The sequence below is a fragment of the Bacillus sp. COPE52 genome, from assembly GCF_003355115.1.
In the GTDB taxonomy this organism is placed as follows: Bacteria; Bacillota; Bacilli; order Bacillales; family Bacillaceae_G; genus Bacillus_A; species Bacillus_A toyonensis.
The window spans coordinates 3,579,919-3,602,148 of the sequence record NZ_CP031292.1 but is presented as its reverse complement, the minus strand read 5'-3'; the positions used below and the strand labels follow the sequence as shown (position 1 = coordinate 3,602,148).

At 35.5% G+C, this 22,230-nt stretch carries 22 protein-coding genes and 1 pseudogene; 17 read left to right on the top strand and 6 right to left on the bottom strand.

Going from position 1 to position 22,230, the window contains the following annotated elements:
• Nucleotides 1-68 precede the first annotated feature (68 nt).
• Entirely contained in the window at nucleotides 69-668 is a 600-nt protein-coding gene (locus DPQ31_RS18060) for a hypothetical protein (protein ID WP_001222410.1), read from the bottom strand.
• A gap of 173 nt (nucleotides 669-841) precedes the next feature.
• Between DPQ31_RS18060 and DPQ31_RS18055 the strand changes: the two genes are divergently transcribed.
• The 3 genes from DPQ31_RS18055 to DPQ31_RS18045 all read left to right on the top strand — a co-directional run bounded on the left by DPQ31_RS18055 (nucleotide 842) and on the right by DPQ31_RS18045 (nucleotide 3,356).
• The gene (locus DPQ31_RS18055) at nucleotides 842-1,417 is read left to right on the top strand and encodes an FtsX-like permease family protein (protein WP_097958444.1); all 576 of its coding nucleotides are present in this window, start codon (nucleotides 842-844) and stop codon (nucleotides 1,415-1,417) included.
• Between the two features lie 90 nt (nucleotides 1,418-1,507).
• The gene (locus DPQ31_RS18050) at nucleotides 1,508-2,419 is read left to right on the top strand and encodes an ABC transporter ATP-binding protein (protein ID WP_000180632.1); all 912 of its coding nucleotides are present in this window, start codon (nucleotides 1,508-1,510) and stop codon (nucleotides 2,417-2,419) included.
• The gene (locus DPQ31_RS18045) at nucleotides 2,412-3,356 is read left to right on the top strand and encodes an ABC transporter permease (RefSeq protein ID WP_000482778.1); all 945 of its coding nucleotides are present in this window, start codon (nucleotides 2,412-2,414) and stop codon (nucleotides 3,354-3,356) included. Before DPQ31_RS18050 ends, DPQ31_RS18045 begins: the two co-directional genes overlap by 8 nt.
• A gap of 40 nt (nucleotides 3,357-3,396) precedes the next feature.
• On the opposite strand, the gene DPQ31_RS18040 is transcribed toward DPQ31_RS18045, so the two are convergent.
• Together DPQ31_RS18040 and DPQ31_RS18035 are read right to left on the bottom strand one after the other, a co-directional pair.
• Nucleotides 3,397-4,542 carry a M20 peptidase aminoacylase family protein gene (locus DPQ31_RS18040; protein WP_097958442.1) on the bottom strand — a complete coding sequence of 382 codons (1,146 nt, stop codon included), beginning with the start codon at nucleotides 4,540-4,542 and terminating at the stop codon, nucleotides 3,397-3,399.
• Between the two features lie 156 nt (nucleotides 4,543-4,698).
• Nucleotides 4,699-5,607 (bottom strand): EamA family transporter, encoded by a 909-nt coding sequence (locus DPQ31_RS18035; protein ID WP_000947021.1) that lies wholly within the window; start codon nucleotides 5,605-5,607, stop codon nucleotides 4,699-4,701.
• A gap of 317 nt (nucleotides 5,608-5,924) precedes the next feature.
• On the opposite strand from DPQ31_RS18035, the gene DPQ31_RS29710 reads away from it, so the two are divergent.
• From DPQ31_RS29710 to DPQ31_RS18025, 3 genes are all read left to right on the top strand, one after another.
• The gene (locus DPQ31_RS29710) at nucleotides 5,925-6,074 is read left to right on the top strand and encodes a peptidase T (RefSeq protein ID WP_073990665.1); all 150 of its coding nucleotides are present in this window, start codon (nucleotides 5,925-5,927) and stop codon (nucleotides 6,072-6,074) included.
• Nucleotides 6,075-6,090: 16 nt separating this feature from the next.
• The gene (gene ccdA / locus DPQ31_RS18030) at nucleotides 6,091-6,798 is read left to right on the top strand and encodes a cytochrome c-type biogenesis protein CcdA (protein WP_208730820.1); all 708 of its coding nucleotides are present in this window, start codon (nucleotides 6,091-6,093) and stop codon (nucleotides 6,796-6,798) included.
• A 90-nt stretch (nucleotides 6,799-6,888) separates the two neighbouring features.
• Complete coding sequence (locus DPQ31_RS18025; RefSeq protein ID WP_001028440.1) at nucleotides 6,889-7,395, top strand: CcdC family protein; 507 nt, start codon at nucleotides 6,889-6,891, stop codon at nucleotides 7,393-7,395.
• Nucleotides 7,396-7,465: 70 nt separating this feature from the next.
• Here DPQ31_RS18025 and DPQ31_RS18020 read toward each other — a convergent pair whose 3' ends face one another.
• Nucleotides 7,466-7,897: a DUF2621 domain-containing protein gene (locus tag DPQ31_RS18020; protein ID WP_000889376.1), complete on the bottom strand. Its 432-nt coding sequence runs from the start codon at nucleotides 7,895-7,897 to the stop codon at nucleotides 7,466-7,468.
• Nucleotides 7,898-8,001: 104 nt separating this feature from the next.
• Nucleotides 8,002-8,298, bottom strand: a complete 297-nt coding sequence (locus tag DPQ31_RS18015) for a hypothetical protein (RefSeq protein WP_000262403.1) — start codon at nucleotides 8,296-8,298, stop codon at nucleotides 8,002-8,004.
• 245 nt (nucleotides 8,299-8,543) lie between these two features.
• Here DPQ31_RS18015 and DPQ31_RS18010 point away from each other — a divergent pair, with 245 nt between their 5' ends.
• The gene (locus DPQ31_RS18010; RefSeq protein WP_140158429.1) at nucleotides 8,544-9,131 is read left to right on the top strand and encodes an AAA family ATPase; all 588 of its coding nucleotides are present in this window, start codon (nucleotides 8,544-8,546) and stop codon (nucleotides 9,129-9,131) included.
• Entirely contained in the window at nucleotides 9,128-9,688 is a 561-nt protein-coding gene (locus DPQ31_RS18005) for a DJ-1/PfpI family protein (RefSeq protein WP_079996517.1), read from the top strand. The genes DPQ31_RS18010 and DPQ31_RS18005 overlap by 4 nt, the downstream gene beginning before the upstream one ends.
• A gap of 28 nt (nucleotides 9,689-9,716) precedes the next feature.
• On the opposite strand, the pseudogene DPQ31_RS18000 reads toward DPQ31_RS18005, so the two are convergent.
• Nucleotides 9,717-10,661, bottom strand: a pseudogene (locus DPQ31_RS18000) (class I SAM-dependent methyltransferase); the annotation flags it as partial.
• Nucleotides 10,662-10,856: 195 nt separating this feature from the next.
• Here DPQ31_RS18000 and hutP point away from each other — a divergent pair.
• The 9 genes from hutP (at nucleotide 10,857) to DPQ31_RS17955 (ending at nucleotide 22,226) form a co-directional block, all read left to right on the top strand.
• Entirely contained in the window at nucleotides 10,857-11,297 is a 441-nt protein-coding gene (gene hutP / locus DPQ31_RS17995; RefSeq protein WP_000926519.1) for a histidine utilization transcription antiterminator HutP, read from the top strand.
• A 103-nt stretch (nucleotides 11,298-11,400) separates the two neighbouring features.
• Nucleotides 11,401-12,918, top strand: coding sequence for a histidine ammonia-lyase (gene hutH / locus DPQ31_RS17990; protein ID WP_016108912.1), 1,518 nt, complete (start codon nucleotides 11,401-11,403; stop codon nucleotides 12,916-12,918).
• A 23-nt stretch (nucleotides 12,919-12,941) separates the two neighbouring features.
• Nucleotides 12,942-14,600: a urocanate hydratase gene (hutU, locus tag DPQ31_RS17985; RefSeq protein WP_000416716.1), complete on the top strand. Its 1,659-nt coding sequence runs from the start codon at nucleotides 12,942-12,944 to the stop codon at nucleotides 14,598-14,600.
• A gap of 12 nt (nucleotides 14,601-14,612) precedes the next feature.
• The gene (gene hutI / locus DPQ31_RS17980; RefSeq protein WP_208730816.1) at nucleotides 14,613-15,884 is read left to right on the top strand and encodes an imidazolonepropionase; all 1,272 of its coding nucleotides are present in this window, start codon (nucleotides 14,613-14,615) and stop codon (nucleotides 15,882-15,884) included.
• Nucleotides 15,863-16,834: a formimidoylglutamase gene (gene hutG, locus DPQ31_RS17975; RefSeq protein WP_000399860.1), complete on the top strand. Its 972-nt coding sequence runs from the start codon at nucleotides 15,863-15,865 to the stop codon at nucleotides 16,832-16,834. Before hutI ends, hutG begins: the two co-directional genes overlap by 22 nt.
• Before the next feature lie 280 nt (nucleotides 16,835-17,114).
• Entirely contained in the window at nucleotides 17,115-17,576 is a 462-nt protein-coding gene (locus tag DPQ31_RS17970) for a CarD family transcriptional regulator (protein ID WP_000486323.1), read from the top strand.
• 564 nt (nucleotides 17,577-18,140) lie between these two features.
• Nucleotides 18,141-19,268 carry an alkene reductase gene (locus DPQ31_RS17965; protein WP_000204424.1) on the top strand — a complete coding sequence of 376 codons (1,128 nt, stop codon included), beginning with the start codon at nucleotides 18,141-18,143 and terminating at the stop codon, nucleotides 19,266-19,268.
• 67 nt (nucleotides 19,269-19,335) lie between these two features.
• Nucleotides 19,336-20,910, top strand: coding sequence for an FMN-binding glutamate synthase family protein (locus DPQ31_RS17960; protein WP_208730814.1), 1,575 nt, complete (start codon nucleotides 19,336-19,338; stop codon nucleotides 20,908-20,910).
• Nucleotides 20,911-21,287: 377 nt separating this feature from the next.
• The gene (locus tag DPQ31_RS17955) at nucleotides 21,288-22,226 is read left to right on the top strand and encodes a ring-cleaving dioxygenase (protein ID WP_000412734.1); all 939 of its coding nucleotides are present in this window, start codon (nucleotides 21,288-21,290) and stop codon (nucleotides 22,224-22,226) included.
• The last annotated feature ends 4 nt before the right edge of the window (nucleotides 22,227-22,230 follow it).

Here is a 22,230-nt window from a genome sequence, read left to right as displayed (position 1 = left end):
ATTCGAATATATAAAAGTACACCTTATTAAACAATAAAACGGAAATGCAGCTTAAGTGCATTTCCGTTTTATTTTTCTTTTTTTAGCTCGATACTGAAAAGATAAACGTGTTCATTTTCTTTTAAGAGTAGGTCAATACCTGTTTCTTCATCAATTGTAGGGACGCTTACAGTTTCTTTACTTGTTTGGATTACAGTAGCTAAAATTGTTTTCTGATTATATCTTAAATTTTTTGCAGATTGAATTGTAGTAGTTACAGAACTATTTACACCTAGAGGTGCTTCTTCAGGAGCAAGCGTTGAACCACCGTCAATATTAATATACCATTGACCTTTTTCTTCTACATCTTTATCAAATTGGAAATGTGGTGGTATGAAAGAGAGTTTTATTTTCTTTTCTAGAAAATGTGATGAAGCGATGTTAGTAATCTCTTTTACTTTTTTACCATTTTGATAATAATCAATCGTAGCATTTATTTCATCTTTATCATTATTAAGTGTAACGTTATAAAACATACTATTTCCTTCTTGAATAGGCGTCATTTGTAAAATAGAAGACTGTTCCTTTGTTAACTTGTAAGCTTCTACAGAAGCAACTTCATTATTTTTTATTTGGTTACAACTAGTAAAGAAAAGTAAAGATAAGATAAATAATACGTTTATACGCATAGTATAAACCCTCCTCTTTTACAATTATAATTTAAATATGAATAAATTCCCATTTGCCTTTCTAGGACTAAAGACTTAGAAAAGATTCAGATTATAGTGCGATGTTTGTAATGTCATATTTTTATACACTAGTAGTATAGAATGCGTATGTTATAAGGTAGGGGAAGAAATTTATGTCTTTATGTCGGTTAGCGAGAAAAAATATAAGAACATTTGCTGCCAAAAGGATAAAGCAATTCATGTGGATTGCCATGTGTACTGCAATTTTGTTTTTTATGATGTCGCTACAATTTAATGAACTAGCGGCTGGGAAAGTAGGGGCAACATTTTTGTTTCAAATGTGTTTTTACACGCTGTTTATTGTATTGATTTTTATATGTATTTTTATTACGTATAAAATGACGAATTCTCTTCTGCAAGTGAGGAGAGAGGAATTTAAATCTTATGTAGTAGGGAATATGAAAAGAAATGAAATACTATGTTTATTATGTCAGGAGCAATTATTCATTTATGGAGCAGCGTTTGTTTTCGGTCTAGTTCATGGGATGTTATTTTTGAAATTATTCACGATTATCTTTATGAAAATAGCAGGGATACAAGGAATAAATAGTGCACCAATTACAATATATGCAATAGCAGTTGTTGGTATAATTATGATGGCTGTCGTCGTATTATCGATGATGCAATGTTGTCGATTTGTTCGAAGTTTAAAAGACGGAAATTTGTTTCAGTTTGAGAAAAAGGCATGAAAAATCATGCCTTTTTCTATTTTACACATGAAAATAATCGTGTTAGAGTGAAAAGACCTGACAAAGAATGGGAAGGAAAGGTTGTATAGAATGACAAATGAACAATCAATTGTAAAAGTTGAGCGGTTAACGAAGCGAATCGGTTCAAAGACACTTGTAGAAAATATTAGTTTCGAAGTTAAAAAAGGTGAAGTTGTTGGCCTGCTAGGACCAAATGGTGCTGGAAAAACGACTTTAATGAGAATGATGGTCGGTATGATCCGTATGACAGAAGGTGAAGTATGGATTGATGGTCAATCTGTAAAACAGCAATTTGAAAAAACTGCTGCGAAAATTGGTGCAGTAATTGAGACACCGGAATTTTATCCTTTTTTGAGCGGCTACGAAAATTTAACATATTTCGGCCGAATGAATGGGAATGTGACAGAAGAACGTATCGATGAAGTAGTGAAATTGTTAGGAATGGGACAAGTAATTGACCGTAAAGTAAAAGCATATTCACTCGGTATGAGACAACGTTTAGGGATTGCTCAGGCGCTTATTCATAATCCAGATGTATTGGTACTAGATGAACCAACGAATGGACTAGACCCAAGTGGAATACATGAAATGAGAATGTACATAAAGAAAATTGCACATGAACAAGGAAAAGCAGTACTTGTATCTAGTCACTTACTTTCAGAAGTTGAATTAATGTGTGACAGAGTTATTATTATTCAACACGGAGAATATGTAGCGACGCAAAATATTCAGCATAGTCATAGTGAAGAGATGGAGACGATCCGTATACGTGTAGATGATGCAAATAAAGCAGCGGAAATGTTAGAATGTGATGTTGTAATAAAAGGTAATGATCTACTTATCAATGTAAAAGATGAAGAAATCCCAAATGTTATTCGTACTTTGCTTGAGAAAAATATTCAAGTTTATCGTGTATATGAAGAAAGAAAAACGTTAGAAGAGCAATTTTTAGAATTAACAGGGGGAAAAGATATTGTTTAATTTAGTGTATAACGAGCTGTATAAAATATTTAAGCGTAAAAGAACGATTATTCCTTTTGCGGTTATTGCAGTATTAATAATTGGATTAGGATGGGTTACGGTAAAGTATTTAGAACCAGAAACAAAGGGTTGGAAAGCAGATTATACAGAACGTACGGTAGAAATTGAGAAAAAGCTTGGTATGAAAAAAGAAGCTATTTTAGCAGAAAGGTCGGGGGACGAGCTTGTAAAGGAATATCAGCTTAAAATGAAGCATTTAGATACGGATATAGCACCAGCAAGCAGTTCTCCACTTTCTTTCATGAGAGATACAGGTTTTATCGTATTTCCAATTTTGCTTCCATTTATCCTCGTGTATGCAAGTACAATTTTTGCGAATGAATATAGCTGGGGAACATATAAATTTTTAACAATCCGTCCGGCGAGTCGATTTAAAATTTTAACAGCAAAATTTTTAGCAATCGTTATATTTGCAGCTTTATTGTTTATATTTAATATGATTTTCTCCGCTTTAAGTGGACTTGTTATTTATAAATTCCAACAGCCTGCATGGAGTGAATTTATTTTTCAAGATGGAAATATTATAAAACAAAATATTTTTGTGGAAGTAAGTAAATATTATATTTTATCGTGGTTGCCAACTCTTGTGTACGCAGCGTTTGCATTTATGATTTCTGTGTTAACAAGATCTAGTGGGGGCGCGATCGGTATTTCACTGTTTCTTGCTTTATCAGGAAATATTGCGTTACTAGCAGCAACTAGATATAATTGGGTGAAATATTTATTGCCGGCAAACACAGATTTATACGGTATTGCCAAGAATGGAAGTTTTATTGAAGGAGTAACCTTCCCATTTGCTTCATGTATGTTATTGCTGTATTTATTTGTATTTTTAAGTATTTCCTATACAGTATTTTTAAAACGCGATTTAACTTAATAAGAAAAGCCGTTAAGTACCCCTTAACGGCTTTTTTTTTCTATGAGAATTGTTTAAGAGCTTTTTCAGCTAGCAAAGCAAAGTATTTTGCACTTATAGGGAGTGCTCGTTCATCAATTGTAAAAGAAGGATGATGCCACTCATGTGTACCGCTCGTTCCCATAAAGACGAATGAACCTGGTATTTCTTGTTGGTAAAAGGAGAAGTCTTCTCCGGCCATTGATGGGTTAGGAGAAATAATATTTAAATTCATTTTTTCGGCAACTTGAGTAGATAAGTCGGTTAGAGATGTATCGTTATGAACAGCAGGAGGACCTGAATAAAAACGGAATTCTGTTTTTACGCTTAATGCATCAGAAACTCCTTTAATAATACGTTCCATTAAAGCTGGTATCTTTTCTCGTGTTTCATTTTGGAATGTACGAACTGTTCCTTCTAATGTTGCCTTTTCAGGAATAACGTTCCACGTATTTCCTGAATGAATGTTTGTAACACTTACAACGGCATTATGTGAAGAGCTAATATTTCGACTTACAATTGTTTGTAGTGCCATAACAATTTGAGAGGATGCGACGATAGGGTCAACACCAGCATCTGGTACAGCTGCGTGCGTCCCGACACCGTGAATTTCAATTTCAAATCGATCTACTCCAGCCATTAGTGGACCATCTTTAATGCCAATTGTACCTACTGGTAAATCAGGTTTATTATGCATACCGAAAATAGCTTGTACATCATGTAAATGTCCAGCTTCAATAACTTTGCAAGCACCATTGCTACTTTCTTCAGCTGGTTGGAATATAAAGCGAACCGTTCCATTTAGGGAAGATTCCTTTTCTTTTAATAAGAAAGCTGTACCTAAAATAGCTGCTGTATGAAAATCATGTCCGCAAGCATGCATTTTACCTTGAATTTTTGAAGTGTATGGTAAGTTTGTTTCTTCTTGAATAGGAAGGGCATCAATATCAGCACGAATTGCTATAATTGGACCATTTTGATTACCAGAAATTTCAGCGATAATTCCTGTTTCTAAATTGGAATCAATAATAGCAATATTTGCTTCTTCTAACCAATTTTTTATCGCTTTTGTTGTTTCAAACTCTTCATATGATAGTTCTGGATACTCATGTAAATGTCGGCGAATGGAAATAAGTTTTTCTGTTAGTTGATTTGGAATAGATGCCACGTATTATGCCCTCTTTCTTAAGCGAAGTATTTACTATAAGTATACAACAATAAAAGAGAGGATTCTCAAATGAAAATCCTCTCTCGTTAATGCCCGAGTGATGTGAGCTAATAATTAGTGGGGATGAACAAAATCCCCACTAATTAAAGTTTCACTTTATGCTGCCACTTTTTTATGTGTATGATGTTTTTGATAACGTCCACGCATTGCATATGCAATTTGCGGAATTGCAATACCGATTAAAATAAGTGATACACCTATCCACTGTGAAGATAGTACAGCTTCTTTTAAAACGAATACAGACATAATTGTTGTAACTGGTAGCTCTGCTGCACCAAGAATAGTCGCTAAGCCAGAACCGATTTTTGGAATACCAATTGTAAAGGCAATAGACGGAATAACGATACTAAATATTCCTAATCCTAAGCCGTATTTCCAAAGTCCTTGAGAAATGGCACCGTTCATAATAAATGTTGGCGGGAATACGATCATAACTAAAGTTAAAGCGCCAGCCATTAACAGGACACCACGTGGTAATGAAGGTACTTCAACAGCAACTTTTCCGCTCACAAAAATGTATGTTGCAAATGTAATAGCAGATAATAGCCCTAAAATGATTCCTGTTGTATCGAAAGTACCTGCCGATTTTTCCAGTAAACCACTTGATAAAAATGTACCTACAAGTAAGAAAATAACCGAAATAACTTTTTCCCTTGAAGGTAATGTTTTTGTTACAATAGCTTCAATAATAATACCGACCCAAACGAATTGGAACAAAAGAATAATTGCGATAGAAGCTGGTACAGTTTTTAATGAAGCATAATAAAAAATTCCAGTAAAACTTGCAGATGTTCCTGCAACGAATAAAATTAATGCTTGTTTTAATGGAACGCGGTGTCTAGAAAATAGAAGTGTAATAGCCAGCAAAATAATCCAACCGAACAAATATTGGCTGCCAATTACCTCTCCAAGTGAAAATCCTTCTGCATATGCAAGTTTAACAAAAATAGCTAAAATTCCATAACTACACGCTCCTAATAAAACTAAAAGAGAATAACGAAGCATGAAAAATTCCTCCCATCTATGTGAAGTTGTTCCGTAACGAAAATATATCTAGAGGGAAGTATACAAAATTAAAAATGTAGGGTCAAATAAAAGAAAAGTGCGACATTTTATAGAATAATAATAAAAGTATGATATTTATGCATAATCTTGAAATTGTTAATTATAAAAGTATTGTAAAATCAGCTTTGTATTGTATAAAGACAGCATTTGAAAAAAATTTTTTAAATCAATATGCATATAAACGTACGTATACGTGCTAATCATTTGAGAAACTATGTTACCTTTGTTATGTTAATAACAATTAAAGGAGTTTCCTAATCCAATTGAGATTTTTCTATATAATAGAAGGAAATGAAAACGTTTTATTAGAAACTGTGAGAAAGAGTGGTTTTTCTTATTACCACGTTGTAAAAGTGAGTTCACGAATTGTTCATAGTATTTTTATGTGTTTTTGCTACAATATGTAAGGAGAGGAGTGGAATTATGCAAGATATTAGTATTTTTTTAGCGTTTGGCGCTGGGTTCTTATCATTTATTTCCCCATGTTGCTTACCGCTTTATCCGGCATTTTTATCGTACATAACAGGTATGTCGGTTTCTGAATTGAAAGAAGAAAATGCAATGCTTCGCAAAAGAAGTATGATACATACAGCGTTTTTCTTACTTGGATTTTCAATTATATTTATTGCAATTGGATTTGGTACAAGTTTTATCGGAGGAATCTTTACAGATTATAAAGATTTAATTAGACAGCTAGGTGGTATATTTATCATCGTGTTCGGTCTTATTATTGTTGGGGTATTTAAGCCGAAGTTTTTAATGCAAGATCGTAAATTTACATTTAAAAATCGTCCGAGTGGCTATTTTGGATCAGTTCTAATTGGATTGGCCTTTGCTGCAGGATGGACGCCATGTACTGGACCTATTTTAGTGTCCGTAATTGGATTAGCAGCAACAAACCCAGAATCAGCAATGATTTATATGATTGCTTACATACTTGGATTTGCTATCCCATTTTTCGTACTTTCATTCTTTATTACGAAAATGTCTTGGATTAAAAGAAATAGTCTGGCCTTTATGAAAGTCGGAGGATACATTATGATTGTCATGGGTATCTTCTTATACTTTAATTGGATGACGAAAATTATCGTATATTTCTCAAGTTTATTTGGTGGTTTTACCGGTTTTTAGTATTATTCTGTGAAAATGTTGGAAATACTAACGGAAAAGCATATAATGAAAGTATATTTTGCATATAGCCACAAAAAAGGATGAGAAAATATGAACATAGTTCTTTTATCAAGTATCGTTGCTGTTTGTATGGCTGTCGGTGCGATGTTTATTCGTTTAAAAGCAGCTAAGAAACCTGCAACATTGAAAAAAATTATACTTCCGCCATTTTTTATGAGTACGGGAGCATTGATGTATGTTTTTCCTGAATTTCGATTAACTCCAGCAGAAATGTTAGAAGCAATTGGTGTTGGTTTGATTTTCTCTATTTTTCTTATTAAAACATCTAAATTTGAAATTAGAGGACAAGAGATTTACTTGAAGCGTTCAAAAGCATTTGTTTTTATATTAATTGGATTACTTGTAGTACGGATTGTATTTAAAACATACTTAAGTCAATCTCTTGATTTAGGACAACTTAGCGGCATGTTCTTCTTACTTGCGTTTGCGATGATTGTATCATGGAGAATTGCGATGTACCGTTCCTTTACGAAATTACAGAAGGAAATGGAAAAAGAAGATGGTTTTTATAATGAAAAAGATATGAAACTAACTTAAAACTGTATATGTATAAAATAAAAAAGACAGCGTCAAAGGCGCTGTCTTTTTTATCGAAAATAATGTGAAGTTATTTTGCGAGTAAAGACTTGTAGTTTGAATAATCAATCTCTTTTTCTTGTAGCTTTTTTACTAAAAATTTATGATCACGCTTTGGTGTGGCAATAATATATCCTTTAATAATTAAGTCTTGTGTAATTTGAGAGGCATTTTCTTGTAATGCAAGTTCTCCAATTTTACCAGCGATTTTGGATTTAGCAACGTCGCGAAATAGTTCTGGAACAGGACTTACAAGCTCTTCTAGCAATTGTTTTTGTTCGTCAGCCCATAAATGTCTCGTTTTATTTATGTAGTGTTCTTCCCAATCTAAAATGGACATACCATCTTCTTTTGGTAATCGTTTTAAAAATTTTCTGAACATAAAGTATCCACCGATAGACATAAGTCCTAATAAAATGACAGTCCATAATACAATGAACCAACTGAACCATCCTTCGAGCAAGTATATCCCCCCTTAAATGATTTCGATTTTCTTTTATTCATATTATAAACATTGAGATTCATAGAAAGCAAGAACGCTTGGTCATTTTGACCAAGCGTAATCATTTAAACAAAGTATAGTTGTTCAACACATAAATTATTATTATCGTCTTCAACATACTCAATAATAAGTGTGCCAACTTTACGATCTTTATCTTCAGTTGTGAAAATAGAGTAAGAAGTAAAACGTGCTGTTGATAGGCCGCTTATATGTGTAGGTAAAGAAATGTAGTCGTTATCGCGGAAGAATTCCATTAGTTCAATATCTTCAAATTCTTTTCGGTCAACTTGTTTGTTTGTATAGCGGCGTTGAAGTTGTTTTAAGGATTCATTCCAAGAAATTGCTTTTGTGTCGTATACCATTGTTCTATCTCCTTACTGTATGTAATCGTTAAGAACATACGTTCTAATCTAGTATACTCTTTTTATTAGAAAAGGGAAAGCAAAAAATAATGTAAGCTTGGATTTCCAAGCTTACATTATTTTTGCGTTCGTCATAATCTCTAACTTTTATTATAAGTTACATAAGAATAAGAAACAAGATGATATATATTTTGTTGATAGTTTTCAAAATTCTGTATATTATCAATGTATTATATGGAAAGGGAATGAGTGGGATGGCATATGTAATTTCACTACAAGGACCAATGGCAAGTGGGAAAACAACAGTAGCTAAAAGGCTAGAGCAACATGGGTTATCAGTGATATATGAAAATCCATATCGAATTGTAGAAAAGCGAAAAGAATTAAATTTAGATATGAATTCAAAAGAGGGTTTTATAACAAATCAAAAAATGTTCATTGGAGCAAAAATAAAAGAGTTTCAAAATATCCAGGAATCAACGGTGATTTTTGATCGTGGGCCAGAAGATATTGAGTTCTATACACTTTTTTATCCGAAATTAATAGGGAAAGAGTGGGATATAGAAACAGAATTGCAAGATGATTTATGTGAACTAAGAAAATGCCGTTCGGATGCAATTTTTTATTTAGACGTTTCGAAAGAGAATGTATATGATAGAAAAAATAATGATAGGGTAAGAAACCGAAGTACATTTGAAGAACAACTTAAATTAGTAGAAACTGAAAAAGAATGGTATAAACAATTTCCTGTAACTTATGTGGACACGAATAGATTAACAGTGGACGAATTAGAGGCATATTTTATGAAATGGTTGAAGGAGAGAGGGTTATGAAAAAAATACTTTTATTTGTGTACCCAACATTTGCCGAGTTTGAAATAACGGTAGCAACGGCATTGCTGAAAAATAAATATGAAATCATTACAGCAGGTTTAACTAAGGAACTGGTTATAAGTGAAACGGGGTTGCAAGTGCAGCCGCATATAGAATTAAGTGAAGTGCGTGTAGATGAGTATGAGGGGATACTTATTCCAGGTGGAGAAGAAGTACAGTTGAAAGATGCAAAACCTCTTTTTTCAATCATTCATCAATTTTATGAACAAGAAAAATTAGTGGCAGCAATTTGTGCTGGACCGTATGCGTTGGCAAAGGCAGGCTTATTGAAAGGGGGATCTTATACAGCGACCATAGATTATAAAAGATTCGATTGTTTTCCAGTAGAAAATTTCGTGTATAAAGAAGTTGTGCAGCATTCAAGTATCATTACAGCACAAGGGCATGCGTTTGTACCATTCGGAATAGCGATTGCTTCTTATTTTGGAGTAGCAGACGAACATAATACAAATTTTTATTGTGGTAAAGGCAATGTAGTGATGGAGAAACTTTTATGAGAAAATGTGTAAAAGCTACTATTTGCTGATTTTTTTCTTTTTTACATCGATAAATCGCTATCGTTTTCGGATCATGCCATATACCATTATGAAGTGATAATTCATTTTCTATTTCTTTTTGTATCCATTCCTTCATTTCAGCGTGAAGATACATATTGTCTGGTATATTCAGTGATGGGAACATGCTAGAAATATAGTTTACGATCGGAGTAGCGTGATGAAAAACGAGCGCATTATGAATAACTGTTTCTACAACAGTTGGAAAAACAGATTGTAATATCTCCTTACCATTTTCTAAACAAAATGGAGCAAACGCTGCTGATGTTTGCGGTAAATCAAATGCGACTAACATGTTGTTACACATTTCAACTATACGAGGTAATGAAACGTTAGAATTTGTTGTAGCTAAAAGTGTACCGTCAGGACGAATGACTTTATAAAAATCTTGAATTGTTCTTTTTACATCTTTCACGTGGTATAACATATGTCTTGCGATTATCCAGTCATAACAATTATCTTCGAATGGAAGTTTACTAGCATCACCCTGTTTCCATTCAATTCTAGTACTTTTTTTAGCGGCCTCAGAAAGCATGGCTTTCGATTGATCAAATCCAGTTAATGGGCCTTTATGACCGTTAGTTTGTAAAAGGGAAAGGAATTTTCCGCTCGCGCACCCAACTTCTAATATGTTTTCTTTTCCTTGAAGTTGTAAATGTTCAATGACGATTTCATCTAAATTCACTTGTTTCTCTTCGAAACGTTTATGCGTATGGATACGTGTTTGTAAATGGTTGCTGACGCTGTATTGGCGTTTTACATCATTCATTTTTTCGGGTTCCACCTTCGTACAAAATTGCTGAATCGCATGTGTTAATACATCTGTCTTCTTTAAGCCTTCGTAATGGAGTGCTGCTTCAAACCTTTCAAGTAAATTTTCTTCAATTCGAAAATGAATATTTTTTCGTTTCGCCACTGAAAACTCGCCTCTTTTCATTTGTTAGGGAGAATATAGCATGCCTGGAAATTTTGTGTAAATAATTTGTGTACACAAAATTAGGGGAGGTGAAAAAATGTTTGAATATGAGTTTAAACTATTGACGATTTAACCGTTTTCATTTATTCTTAAATTAAGAAATATTCAAATAATTAAAAGAAATGAGAGAGTCACATGCTTCTTCAAGGAACACATCGAATTGGTCGTATGGCCATGCTGTTGGCACTTGCGGATGAGAATGAAAGTCCTGTATTATCTATTCCAAAAGGTTGGAAATATTGTACAGGGAAAGTGGGTTCGATGAATTCGCAAAAGGTCGTAGCGGCAATGGAAACAGCGGCTAAAAGCAACCGAGTTATTGAAACGGATGTTTACAGAGAAACACATGCACTTTATCATGCAATAATGGAAGCTTTGTACGGAGTGACGAGAGGTCAAATTCAGTTAGCAGACGTTCTTCGTACAGTAGGACTTCGTTTTGCAATTGTGCGCGGTACACCATACGACGGAAAAAAAGAAGGCGAATGGGTTGCTGTTGCACTTTATGGAACGATTGGTGCACCTGTAAAAGGATCTGAGCATGAGGCGATTGGTTTAGGAATTAATCACATATGATTTGCCCATAGTCTATTAGTTAGAAGGGGGCCTTACTTTTTAGGACAGAAGTCTGTCTTAAAAAGATAAGGTCCCCTTTTGCCTTTTTAAGGAGGAAAAAAGAATGATTACGTTAACAGGACATACATTGACAGTTGAAGAAATGAAGAAGTTATTACTTGAAGGGGAAGGTGTAACAGCTTGCCCAACTAGTATGCAAAAGGTGGCGGAGTGCCGCGAAGTAGTTGAGAAAATCGTAGAAGACGGAAAAGTTGTTTACGGTATTACAACTGGATTTGGAAAGTTTAGTGATGTGCTTATTCAAAAAGAGGATGTAAAGGCACTTCAACATAATTTAATTCAGTCACATGCATGCGGGATAGGTGATCCATTCCCGGAAGAAGTATCTCGCGGTATGTTAATTTTACGAGCGAACACGATGCTTAAAGGAGTATCTGGCGTTAGACCGCTTGTTGTAAATATGCTTCTTGAGTTTGTAAATCGCAAAATTCACCCAGTCGTTCCGCAACAAGGTTCACTTGGTGCGAGTGGAGACTTAGCACCTTTATCTCATCTTGCGCTCGTATTATTAGGCGAAGGTGAAGTGTTCTATAAAGGGAAAAGAGTCCATGCAATGGTTGCTCTTACAGAAGAAGGTCTTGAACCGATTGAACTTGAAGCGAAAGAAGGGCTTGCATTAATCAATGGTACACAGGCGATGACAGCGCAAGGAGTTCTTTCTTATATAGAAGCAGAAGCAACTGCATATCAAGCGGAATTAATTGCTTCGATGACAATTGAAGGATTACAAGGCATTATTGATGCATTTGATGAAAATGTTCATAAAGCACGTGGTTATAAAGAGCAAGTGGAAGTCGCGAGCAGAATTCGTGACATCCTTCAAGATAGTAAGTTAACAACAAAACAAGGAGAACTACGTGTACAGGATGCGTATTCACTTCGCTGTATCCCGCAAGTACACGGTGCTTCTTGGCAAGTTTTAAATTATGTGAAAGAAAAATTAGAAATTGAAATGAATGCAGCAACAGATAATCCGCTTATCTTTGATGGCGGAGAAAAAGTAATTTCGGGTGGTAATTTCCATGGTCAACCGATTGCGTTTGCGATGGACTTCTTAAAAGTAGGAATGGCGGAACTTGCAAATATTTCAGAACGTCGTATTGAGCGTTTAGTAAATCCGCAATTAAATGATTTACCTCCATTTTTAAGTCCAGAACCAGGATTGCAGTCTGGTGCAATGATTATGCAATACGCAGCTGCGTCACTTGTTTCTGAAAATAAAACGTTAGCACATCCGGCGAGTGTTGATTCAATCCCGTCATCAGCTAACCAAGAAGATCACGTAAGTATGGGAACAATCGCTTCACGCCATGCACATCAAATTATTCAAAATGTAAGACGTGTTCTTTCAATTGAGATGATTTGTGCGATGCAAGCAGCGGAATATCGCGGAATTGAAAACATGAGTACAGTGACGAAGAGCTTCTACCATCAAGGCCGTCAGCAAGTACCTTCTATTACAAATGACCGTATATTCTCAACAGATATTGAAAATATTACACATTGGTTAAAAACGAATGATTTGATAAAAGAAAGATTAGATGTAAACGCAGCACTATAAAATGAGAAAAGGGAGAGATTGAAATGGAAAAAGTAAAACAAACAATTCGCGCGCCAAGAGGTACGGAGTTACAAACGAAAGGGTGGGTTCAAGAAGCTGCACTTCGTATGTTAATGAACAATTTAGATCCTGAAGTTGCTGAAAAACCAGAAGAATTAGTTGTATATGGCGGAATTGGCCGTGCAGCTCGTAACTGGGAAAGCTATCAGGCAATTGTAGATTCATTAAAAACGTTAGAAAGCGATGAAACGTTACTTGTTCAATCAGGGAAACCAGTAGCAATCTTCAAATCACATGAAGATGCACCTCGCGTTCTGTTAGCGAACTCAAACTTAGTACCAAAATGGGCGAACTGGGATCACTTCCGTGAATTAGAGAAAAAAGGTCTTATGATGTACGGACAAATGACAGCGGGTAGTTGGATTTACATTGGAACTCAAGGGATTTTACAAGGAACATATGAAACGTTTGGTGAAGCGGCTCGTCAACATTTCGGTGGTTCATTAAAAGGTACATTAACACTTACTGCTGGTTTAGGTGGGATGGGTGGTGCACAGCCTCTTGCTGTAACGATGAACGGCGGTGTTGTCATTGCTATTGATGTTGATAAGCGCAGCATTGATCGTCGTATTGAAAAGAGATACTGTGATATGTATACAGAATCATTAGAAGAAGCGTTAACTGTTGCGAACGAGTATAAAGAGAAGAAAGAACCGATTTCTATTGGTTTATTAGGAAATGCGGCAGAAATTTTACCAGAACTAGTGAAGCGTAATATTACGCCAGATTTAGTTACGGATCAAACATCTGCTCATGATCCATTAAACGGTTATATTCCAGTAGGTTACACATTAGAAGAAGCAGCGAAACTTCGTGAAGAAGATCCAGAACGTTACGTACAATTATCAAAAGAAAGCATGACAAAACATGTGGAAGCAATGCTTGCGATGCAAGAAAAAGGCGCAATTACATTTGATTATGGAAATAACATTCGCCAAGTTGCTTTCGATGAAGGTTTGAAAAATGCTTTTGATTTCCCGGGATTCGTTCCAGCATTTATTCGTCCATTATTCTGTGAAGGAAAAGGACCATTCCGCTGGGTAGCACTTTCTGGTGATCCAGAAGATATTTATAAAACAGACGAAGTAATTTTACGTGAGTTCGCTGATAATGAACATTTATGTAACTGGATTCGTATGGCTCGTCAGCAAGTTGAGTTCCAAGGTCTTCCATCACGTATTTGTTGGTTAGGTTACGGTGAGCGTGCGAAGTTTGGCCGCATTATTAATGAAATGGTGGCGAATGGTGAATTATCAGCACCGATCGTTATCGGCCGTGACCATTTAGATTGCGGATCAGTAGCATCTCCAAACCGTGAAACGGAATCGATGAAAGACGGTAGTGATGCAGTAGCAGATTGGCCAATTTTAAATGCATTAATTAACAGTGTAAACGGTGCAAGCTGGGTATCTGTTCACCACGGTGGTGGCGTTGGCATGGGGTATTCACTTCACGCTGGAATGGTTATCGTTGCAGATGGAACAGAAGCGGCAGCAAAACGTATTGAGCGCGTATTAACTTCTGACCCTGGAATGGGTGTTGTTCGTCACGTAGATGCTGGATATGACTTAGCTGTTGAAACAGCGAAAGAAAAAGGCGTTAACATTCCAATGATGAAATAAGGAGGAGAAAACATGCTGGACACTTTACTAATAAATATCGGTCAATTACTAACAATGGATCAAGAAGATGGCTTGTTAAGACGGGAAGCGATGAACACGCTTCCTGTTATTGAAAACGGTGTGGTTGGAATTGAAAATGGCGTAATCACTTTCGTTGGAACAGCGGAAGAAGCAAAAGGAATACAAGCGAAAGAAGTTATTGATTGCGGCGGTAAAATGGTTTCTCCTGGTCTTGTTGACCCGCATACTCATCTTGTATTTGGTGGATCTCGTGAAAATGAAATCGCGCTAAAATTACAAGGAGTTCCGTACTTAGAAATTTTAGAACAAGGTGGAGGCATTCTTTCGACTGTAAATGCAACGAAACAAGCATCGAAAGAAGAACTTGTTCAAAAAGCGAAATTCCATTTAGACCGTATGCTATCTTTCGGTGTGACAACTGTAGAAGCGAAGAGTGGTTACGGATTAGATGATGAGACGGAATGGAAACAATTAGAGGCAACTGTACAATTACAAAAAGAGCATCCAATCGATTTAGTTTCAACATTTTTAGGTGCCCATGCAGTTCCGAAAGAGTATAAAGGAAGATCAAAAGAATTTTTACAATGGATGCTAGACCTACTGCCAGAAATGAAAGAGAAGCAATTAGCGGAATTCGTTGATATTTTCTGCGAAACAGGTGTGTTCTCTGTAGAAGAATCAAAAGAGTTTTTATTAAAAGCGAAAGAACTTGGCTTTGACGTGAAAATTCATGCAGATGAAATCGACCCTCTTGGTGGTGCGGAAGCAGCAGCTGAAATTGGTGCAGCATCAGCGGACCATTTAGTTGGCGCTTCTGATAAAGGAATTGAAATGCTTGCAAACTCTAATACAGTAGCAACGCTATTACCAGGAACAACTTTCTATTTAAATAAAGAAAGCTTTGCTCGCGGTCGTAAAATGATTGATGAAGGTGTTGCAGTTGCGTTAGCTACAGACTTTAACCCAGGTAGCTGTCCAACTGAAAACATTCAGCTTATTATGAGCATCGCAATGCTGAAGCTGAAAATGACACCAGAAGAAGTTTGGAATGCCGTAACCGTTAACTCTTCTTATGCCATTAATCGAGGCCATGTAGCTGGGAAAATTAGAGTTGGTCGCAAGGCAGATTTAGTTTTATGGGATGCTTACAATTATGCTTACGTACCGTATCATTACGGCGTAAGTCATGTGAATACAGTATGGAAGAATGGTAATATCGCATATACAAGAGGTGAACAATCGTGGAGCACGGCCACTATTTAAAGAAAAATGCAAAGTTTATTGATCGTGAAGTGACGAAATGGAGTGAGATGATTAAAGATTGGGAGGAAGGCGTGGAAATATTCAGTGCTGCCTTAATTGGAGCACCCCTCTCTAAACCATCTATTAGTCATTCAGGAGCAAGTTTTGCTCCAAAAACAATTCGTGCGATGTTAGATGCATATAGCACGTATGCAATTACAGAAGAACACGATATGAAAGAAAGTGTCTTATATGATTGCGGTGATATTACAATGCATGTGACAGATATAAAAGAAAGTCATAACCGAATTGCAAAAACAGTTGGGCATCTAACGAAAGTAAATCCGAACATGATACCAATCGTTCTTGGCGGGGACCATTCGATTAGTTTTCCGAGTATAACAGGATTTGCAAATAGTAAAGGAAAGGTCGGTATTATTCAATTTGATGCTCATCATGATTTGCGTAATTTAGATGATGGTGGTCCATCAAATGGTACACCGTTCCGTAGTTTACTAGAAAATGGTGTCATTACAGGAAAACAACTCGTTCAAATTGGAATTCGTAATTTTTCTAATGCACGTGCGTACCATGAATATGCAAAAGAGCACGGTGTGACAGTGTATACAATGAAAGATGTACGAGAGAGAGAAATAAAAGATATTATGACAGAAAGCATTGAAGTATTAAGAAAACAAGGTGTGACTTCTATTTACATTTCTCTTGATATGGATGTACTAGATCAAGCATTCGCGCCAGGTTGTCCAGCAATTGGCCCTGGAGGAATGGATAGCTCAACTTTACTTGATGCGATTGAATTTCTTGGCAAAGAACCCCTCGTGCAAGGGATGGATATAGTAGAAATTGATCCAACTCTTGATTTCAGGGATATGACGAGCAGAGTAGCTGCGCAAGTAATTATGAGTTTTCTTTTAGCGCGAGAAACGATTCGTAAGCAAGTTAGTATATAGGTTGGAAATTAAAAGTGAATTTTTAGCTATGTCTTATAAAAACACATTACTACTTATATTGTAGTAATGTGTTTTTGTATTGTAAGAGGTTTGTAAAATTAAAATGGGTGTATATGAAAAAGTTGGAGGAATTGCGGTTTTGCAGTGTTATTATGTGGATTAATTAAATTGTTTTGAATGAATTGACACAGGAAATAATTTTATGATAAAATAAAAATTTTGCTAAAAAAATGAATATATGTTAAACTTGAGAAGGTTACCATATATGGAGGTGGATTATTTGTTTCAAATTGGCGATAACATTGTGTATCCAATGCAGGGAGCAGGTATAATTAAAGCCATAGAAGAGAAAGAAATCGCAGGAAAAAAACAACAATATTATGTTATAAAAATGTCGGCTAATAATATGGAAATAATGATTCCTGAAGGGAAAATATTGAATTCAAATATACGACCAGTTACGGATATCACGGCATTAATACACATAATAGATATTTTTCAGCATGGGGAATCAGATAGATTACTTACGTGGAAACAAAGGTATAAAGTGAACACTGATAAAATAAAAACGGGTAAAATGCAAGAAGGTGCTGAAGTTGTGCGTGATTTAATGCGTATACAGAAAGAAAAAGCACTTAATGCAAGCGAAAAGAAAATGTTAGATAACGCACATGAATTTTTGATTAGTGAACTTGGATTAATTGAAGGTATCACAGAGAATCAAATAAAAAGCTTTTGTTAAGGTTCATTACAAATAATGTATTGCATCCCAAAAAAGATCTTGAATTTTTTGGGAACATAATTATAGGCAATTAATCATTTCAAAGACATTCAACTCTTTCAAACCACTTTTAAAGCATTAACCTCTTTTGTTATTACTACAATCAAATCCATTTTTATTTTAAATTTCTTTTACGAATGTTCGAAGTTTAATTCAATACTTCGATAAAATAGTTACTTGATTTTTGCAATCCTGATTCACACTGGCACGGACGAGGAGCCGTAAGGATGAAAGAGAGGTAGGGCTTTCATTGTTTTAGGTATATGAGTTATTATTTTTAGAAGAATACGGAACCATTTTCACTTCTATTGATAAGGGATTCTTTATGTTAAGGAGATAGACGAATTGATAGCCATATATGGTCAACTAAAAAGGTTTCCTACTAAGGAAACCTTTTTAATTTTATTTAGAGTATTCTATTTTTTTGATATTCGAATGTTTCATGGCAAAGTCGTATAAATTGACGCTACTATTTAAAAGTAAGTATGATGCAATTATAGTAAGAATTTTTTAGGGGGAAGAAAAATGACAAGTTCAAATAATAAAACCGCAAGTATTTATGAAGGAACGAATATAAACGCTGGTGGAACTTTTGAAAACGTTGAAGAAACGAAGTTATTTAATCCGATACAAATTGGGTCTTGGTCTCTTCGTAATCGCATAGCGATGGCACCGATGACGAGATGCTTTGCAGACAGTGAAACGGGTGTAGTTGGTGCTGACGTAGTTGAGTATTATCGCAAGCGTGCTGCTGATAGCATTGGGTTAATTATTACAGAAGGAATTGTCATTAGCCCAAGAGCAAAAGGGAACCCAGGGGTACCAGGTATGTATACACAAGCACAAATAGATTCTTGGAAACCTGTTACGGAAGCAGTACATAAAGAAGGCGGGACTATTATTGCTCAAATATGGCATGTTGGACGTATGAGCCATCACGAAATAATTGGCGGTCAATTACCACAAGCACCGTCAGCAATCGCTGCAGAGGGAAATGTTCCGCGTTTCCGTAAACCGTTTGATACACCAGAAGCAATGACAATAGAAGAAATAAAAGAGGTTATTGGTCAATACGCACAAGCAGCGAAAAATGCGATTGAAGCAGGATTCGATGGTGTAGAGATTCACGGTGCGCACGGATATTTAATAGATCAATTTACTTATGAATTTGCGAATAAGCGAACAGATAAATATGGCGGCGATTTAAAGAAAAGGTTAACATTTATGAAAGAAGTAACTGAGGCTGTAATAGAAGCAGTTGGAGCTGATAAAACACTTCTGCGCTTCTCTGCTTTCAAAGGTGATAATCCTACTTATATGTGGGAAAATCCAGAACTTGCAATTGAAACGTTTGTAAATATGTTCAAAGAAGTTGGATTAACGATGATTCACCCTTCAACGATGAATTATACGCAAGTGATTGCTGATGGCAAAAATTTTCATCAATTAGTAAGAAAATATTGGGATGGTACGATTGTTGGGGTTGGTAATTTAAATCCGAAAGAGGCTGAAGAAGCGTTGCAAGAAGGAACGATTGATGTAGCGGCATTCGGAAGACCATTAATCGCTAATCCAGATTTTGTTCATCGAATTAAACATGCTGAAAGTTTAGTTGAATATGACGCGAAAGAGCATCTTGCTACATTAGTGTGAATAAAGATAAAAGGAGAACATATAAAGTGTTCTCCTTTTATTATGGAATTTCATAGGGGGAAGCGGGATGAGTGAAACGCTACTCGTTATTATTAGTATATTGCTTTTTTTGATGTTGCTTTTAATCGTATTTTTTATTATTACATTTTTTATAAAAAAAAGAACGCATCACTCTATATTAAAACTTCATCCATACTTAGGGAGAATGCGCTATTTACTTGAAAAGATAGGGCCGGAATTTCGGCAATATTGGTTTGATCATGATACGGATGGAAAACCTTTTTCACGTTACGATTTTCAAAGTGTTATGTTTTTAGCGAAATATCGTTCTGAAATACTTGGTTTTGGATCGAAACGAGATTTTGATGCATCGGGCTATTATATTGCGAATACATTGTTTCCAATTTTAACAGATGAATTAAGTGTGAATCTTAGGCAAGAACGTGAGGGGAAAAAATATGTGATTCATAAAGAAGGGTTATTTTCAAGAAGAGAGAAATTGACAGCGGATACAACAAATCTTTGGTTATATGAAGATGACGATGCAATTATAGTCGGTGAAAATCGCAAATACCAATGGGAATTACATGGAATGTTTGGAGCATCAGCGACATCTTACGGTGCGATTGGAGAGAATTATATTTTAGCGAGCGGTTTTGGTGCGGAAATGGCAGGCGGATCGTGGATTAATACTGGAGAAGGTGGCGTAATTCCAGAACATTTACATACAGGTGCGAATATCGTTGCACAAATTGGCCCTGGATTATTTGGATACCGTGATGAGAATGGCAATTTTTCAATGGAGAAATTTATGGAGAAAGCGAAAGAAAATAATATCAAGGCATTCGAATTAAAATTTGCGCAAGGTGCGAAAATACGTGGTGGTCATCTAGAGGGACAAAAAGTAAATGAGAAAATTGCCTCTGTTAGGAATGTACGAGAAGGAGAGACAATTAATTCGCCGAATCGATTTTCATTTTTAAATAATGCAGTGGATACACTTTCTTTTATTCAGCAGTTGCAAGAAAGTGGTGGTAAACCAGTCGGGATGAAAATTGTAATTGGTCAGCAGGAGCCTTTGGAAGATTTAATAAAAACAATGAAAGAATTAAACATTTATCCAGATTTTATTACAATAGACGGTTCAGAAGGCGGATCAGGGGCAACGTATAAATCGATGGCAGATAGTATGGGACTGCCGCTTATTCCAGCATTACTTACATTTATTGATACAGCGAATCATTATAGTGTCCGTGATAAATTCAAAGTGTTTGCTTCTGGGAAGTTAATAACACCGGATAAGGTGGCAATTGCTTTAGCAATTGGAGCGGATGCTGTAAATTCAGCCCGCGGATTTATGATGGCGAGCGGCTGTATTATGGCGCTTCAATGTAATTCCGGACAGTGTCCATCTGGGGTTGCAACGACGAATCCGCACTACCAAAAAGCGTTAGATCCGTATGAGAAGAAATGGCGAGTGATGAATTACATTATTAGTATGAGATATAGTCTGTTTTCATTAGCGGCAGCAGCGGGGGTGAAAAGCCCGCGCCATTTAACGAGGGAGCATATTATATTTAAGGATGAAAGAGGAGGAATTGTACCGCTGTCAGAATTGTTCCCTATAGTAAATAGGAGATAAAATATATGTGTTAAAAGTCATACATTTGTATGACTTTTTTATTCGATAATAAAGTTAATCAAGAGAACAATAATTTAAATAAGGAACTGATTGACAATGAAAAGTAAGTAACTTATAATAAATCTTGAGTTCGAGATAAATCGTATTCTAAATAAAGACTTATTATGATTATAAATCGAACAAATATATTTTTGTGAATTATCTCGAATTCGAGATAATTCCAGTGGATCGAATGTTATTGTATAATTTTAAAGTGTTTATCTCGAATTCGAGGTAAAATTATAATAGCGGATTTTACTTTGCAGTATGGACAAAATGAATAATGAATTTGAATGTAAAACAAATTTTTATAATGAAATAAAAAAGGAGTGGCAGAAATGGAAAAGAAAACAATGGGGATTCATCATATTACAGCAATTGTAGGGCATCCACAAGAAAATGTAGACTTTTATGCTGGTGTATTAGGATTACGTTTAGTGAAACAAACAGTGAATTTTGATGATCCAGGTACATACCATCTTTATTTTGGTAATGAAGGAGGAAAACCTGGAACAATTATTACGTTTTTCCCATGGGCAGGTGCTCGCCAAGGAATTATTGGAGACGGTCAAGTAGGCATTACTTCATATGTCGTACCAAAAGGTGCAATGGAGTTTTGGGAAAGTAGACTAGAAAAGTTTGATGTTTCATATACAAAAATGACTCGATTTGGGGAGCAATATTTAGAATTTGATGATCCACATGGTTTGCATATAGAATTAGTTGAAAGAGAAGAAGGCGAATTAAATAATTGGACTTTTGGAGAAGTTACGCCAGAAGTAGCAATTAAAGGATTTGGCGGTGCTGTTCTTTTATCTGCACAACCTCAAAAAACAGCTGAATTGTTAGAACACGTTATGGGTCTTGAGAAAATTGGAGAAGAGGGTGAATTTGTCCGATTCCGTTCTTCTGCTGATATTGGAAATATTATTGATTTAAAATTATCAACAATTGGACGCGGTCAGATGGGCGTTGGTACAGTTCATCATATTGCTTGGAGAGCGAGCGACGATGCTGATCAACTAGATTGGAGAGAACATGTATCTCGCTTTGGGTACGGTGTAACTCCTGTACAAGATCGAAATTATTTTAATGCAATTTATTTTAGAGAACACGGTGAAATTTTATTTGAAATTGCAACAGATCCTCCTGGTTTTGCTCATGACGAATCGTTAGAGACGATGGGTGAGGAATTAAAGTTACCGGAGCGATATGAACCAAATAGAAAACAGATTGAACAAACACTTTTACCATTTGAAGTGAGAAATTTAGATTAAAGTA

Coding starts and splice junctions, on each gene's coding strand:
- DPQ31_RS18025 (WP_001028440.1), top strand. CDS start 6,889: ATGAACATAGTTCTTTTATCAAGTATCGTTGCTGTTTGTATGGCTGTC.
- hutH (WP_016108912.1), top strand. CDS start 11,401: ATGATTACGTTAACAGGACATACATTGACAGTTGAAGAAATGAAGAAG.
- DPQ31_RS18010 (WP_140158429.1), top strand. CDS start 8,544: ATGAGTGGGATGGCATATGTAATTTCACTACAAGGACCAATGGCAAGT.
- hutI (WP_208730816.1), top strand. CDS start 14,613: ATGCTGGACACTTTACTAATAAATATCGGTCAATTACTAACAATGGAT.
- DPQ31_RS18060 (WP_001222410.1), bottom strand. CDS start 668: ATGCGTATAAACGTATTATTTATCTTATCTTTACTTTTCTTTACTAGT.
- DPQ31_RS18015 (WP_000262403.1), bottom strand. CDS start 8,298: ATGGTATACGACACAAAAGCAATTTCTTGGAATGAATCCTTAAAACAA.
- DPQ31_RS18035 (WP_000947021.1), bottom strand. CDS start 5,607: ATGCTTCGTTATTCTCTTTTAGTTTTATTAGGAGCGTGTAGTTATGGA.
- DPQ31_RS18050 (WP_000180632.1), top strand. CDS start 1,508: ATGACAAATGAACAATCAATTGTAAAAGTTGAGCGGTTAACGAAGCGA.
- DPQ31_RS18055 (WP_097958444.1), top strand. CDS start 842: ATGTCTTTATGTCGGTTAGCGAGAAAAAATATAAGAACATTTGCTGCC.
- hutU (WP_000416716.1), top strand. CDS start 12,942: ATGGAAAAAGTAAAACAAACAATTCGCGCGCCAAGAGGTACGGAGTTA.
- DPQ31_RS18005 (WP_079996517.1), top strand. CDS start 9,128: ATGAAAAAAATACTTTTATTTGTGTACCCAACATTTGCCGAGTTTGAA.
- ccdA (WP_208730820.1), top strand. CDS start 6,091: ATGCAAGATATTAGTATTTTTTTAGCGTTTGGCGCTGGGTTCTTATCA.
- DPQ31_RS17955 (WP_000412734.1), top strand. CDS start 21,288: ATGGAAAAGAAAACAATGGGGATTCATCATATTACAGCAATTGTAGGG.
- DPQ31_RS17960 (WP_208730814.1), top strand. CDS start 19,336: ATGAGTGAAACGCTACTCGTTATTATTAGTATATTGCTTTTTTTGATG.
- hutP (WP_000926519.1), top strand. CDS start 10,857: ATGCTTCTTCAAGGAACACATCGAATTGGTCGTATGGCCATGCTGTTG.
- DPQ31_RS17965 (WP_000204424.1), top strand. CDS start 18,141: ATGACAAGTTCAAATAATAAAACCGCAAGTATTTATGAAGGAACGAAT.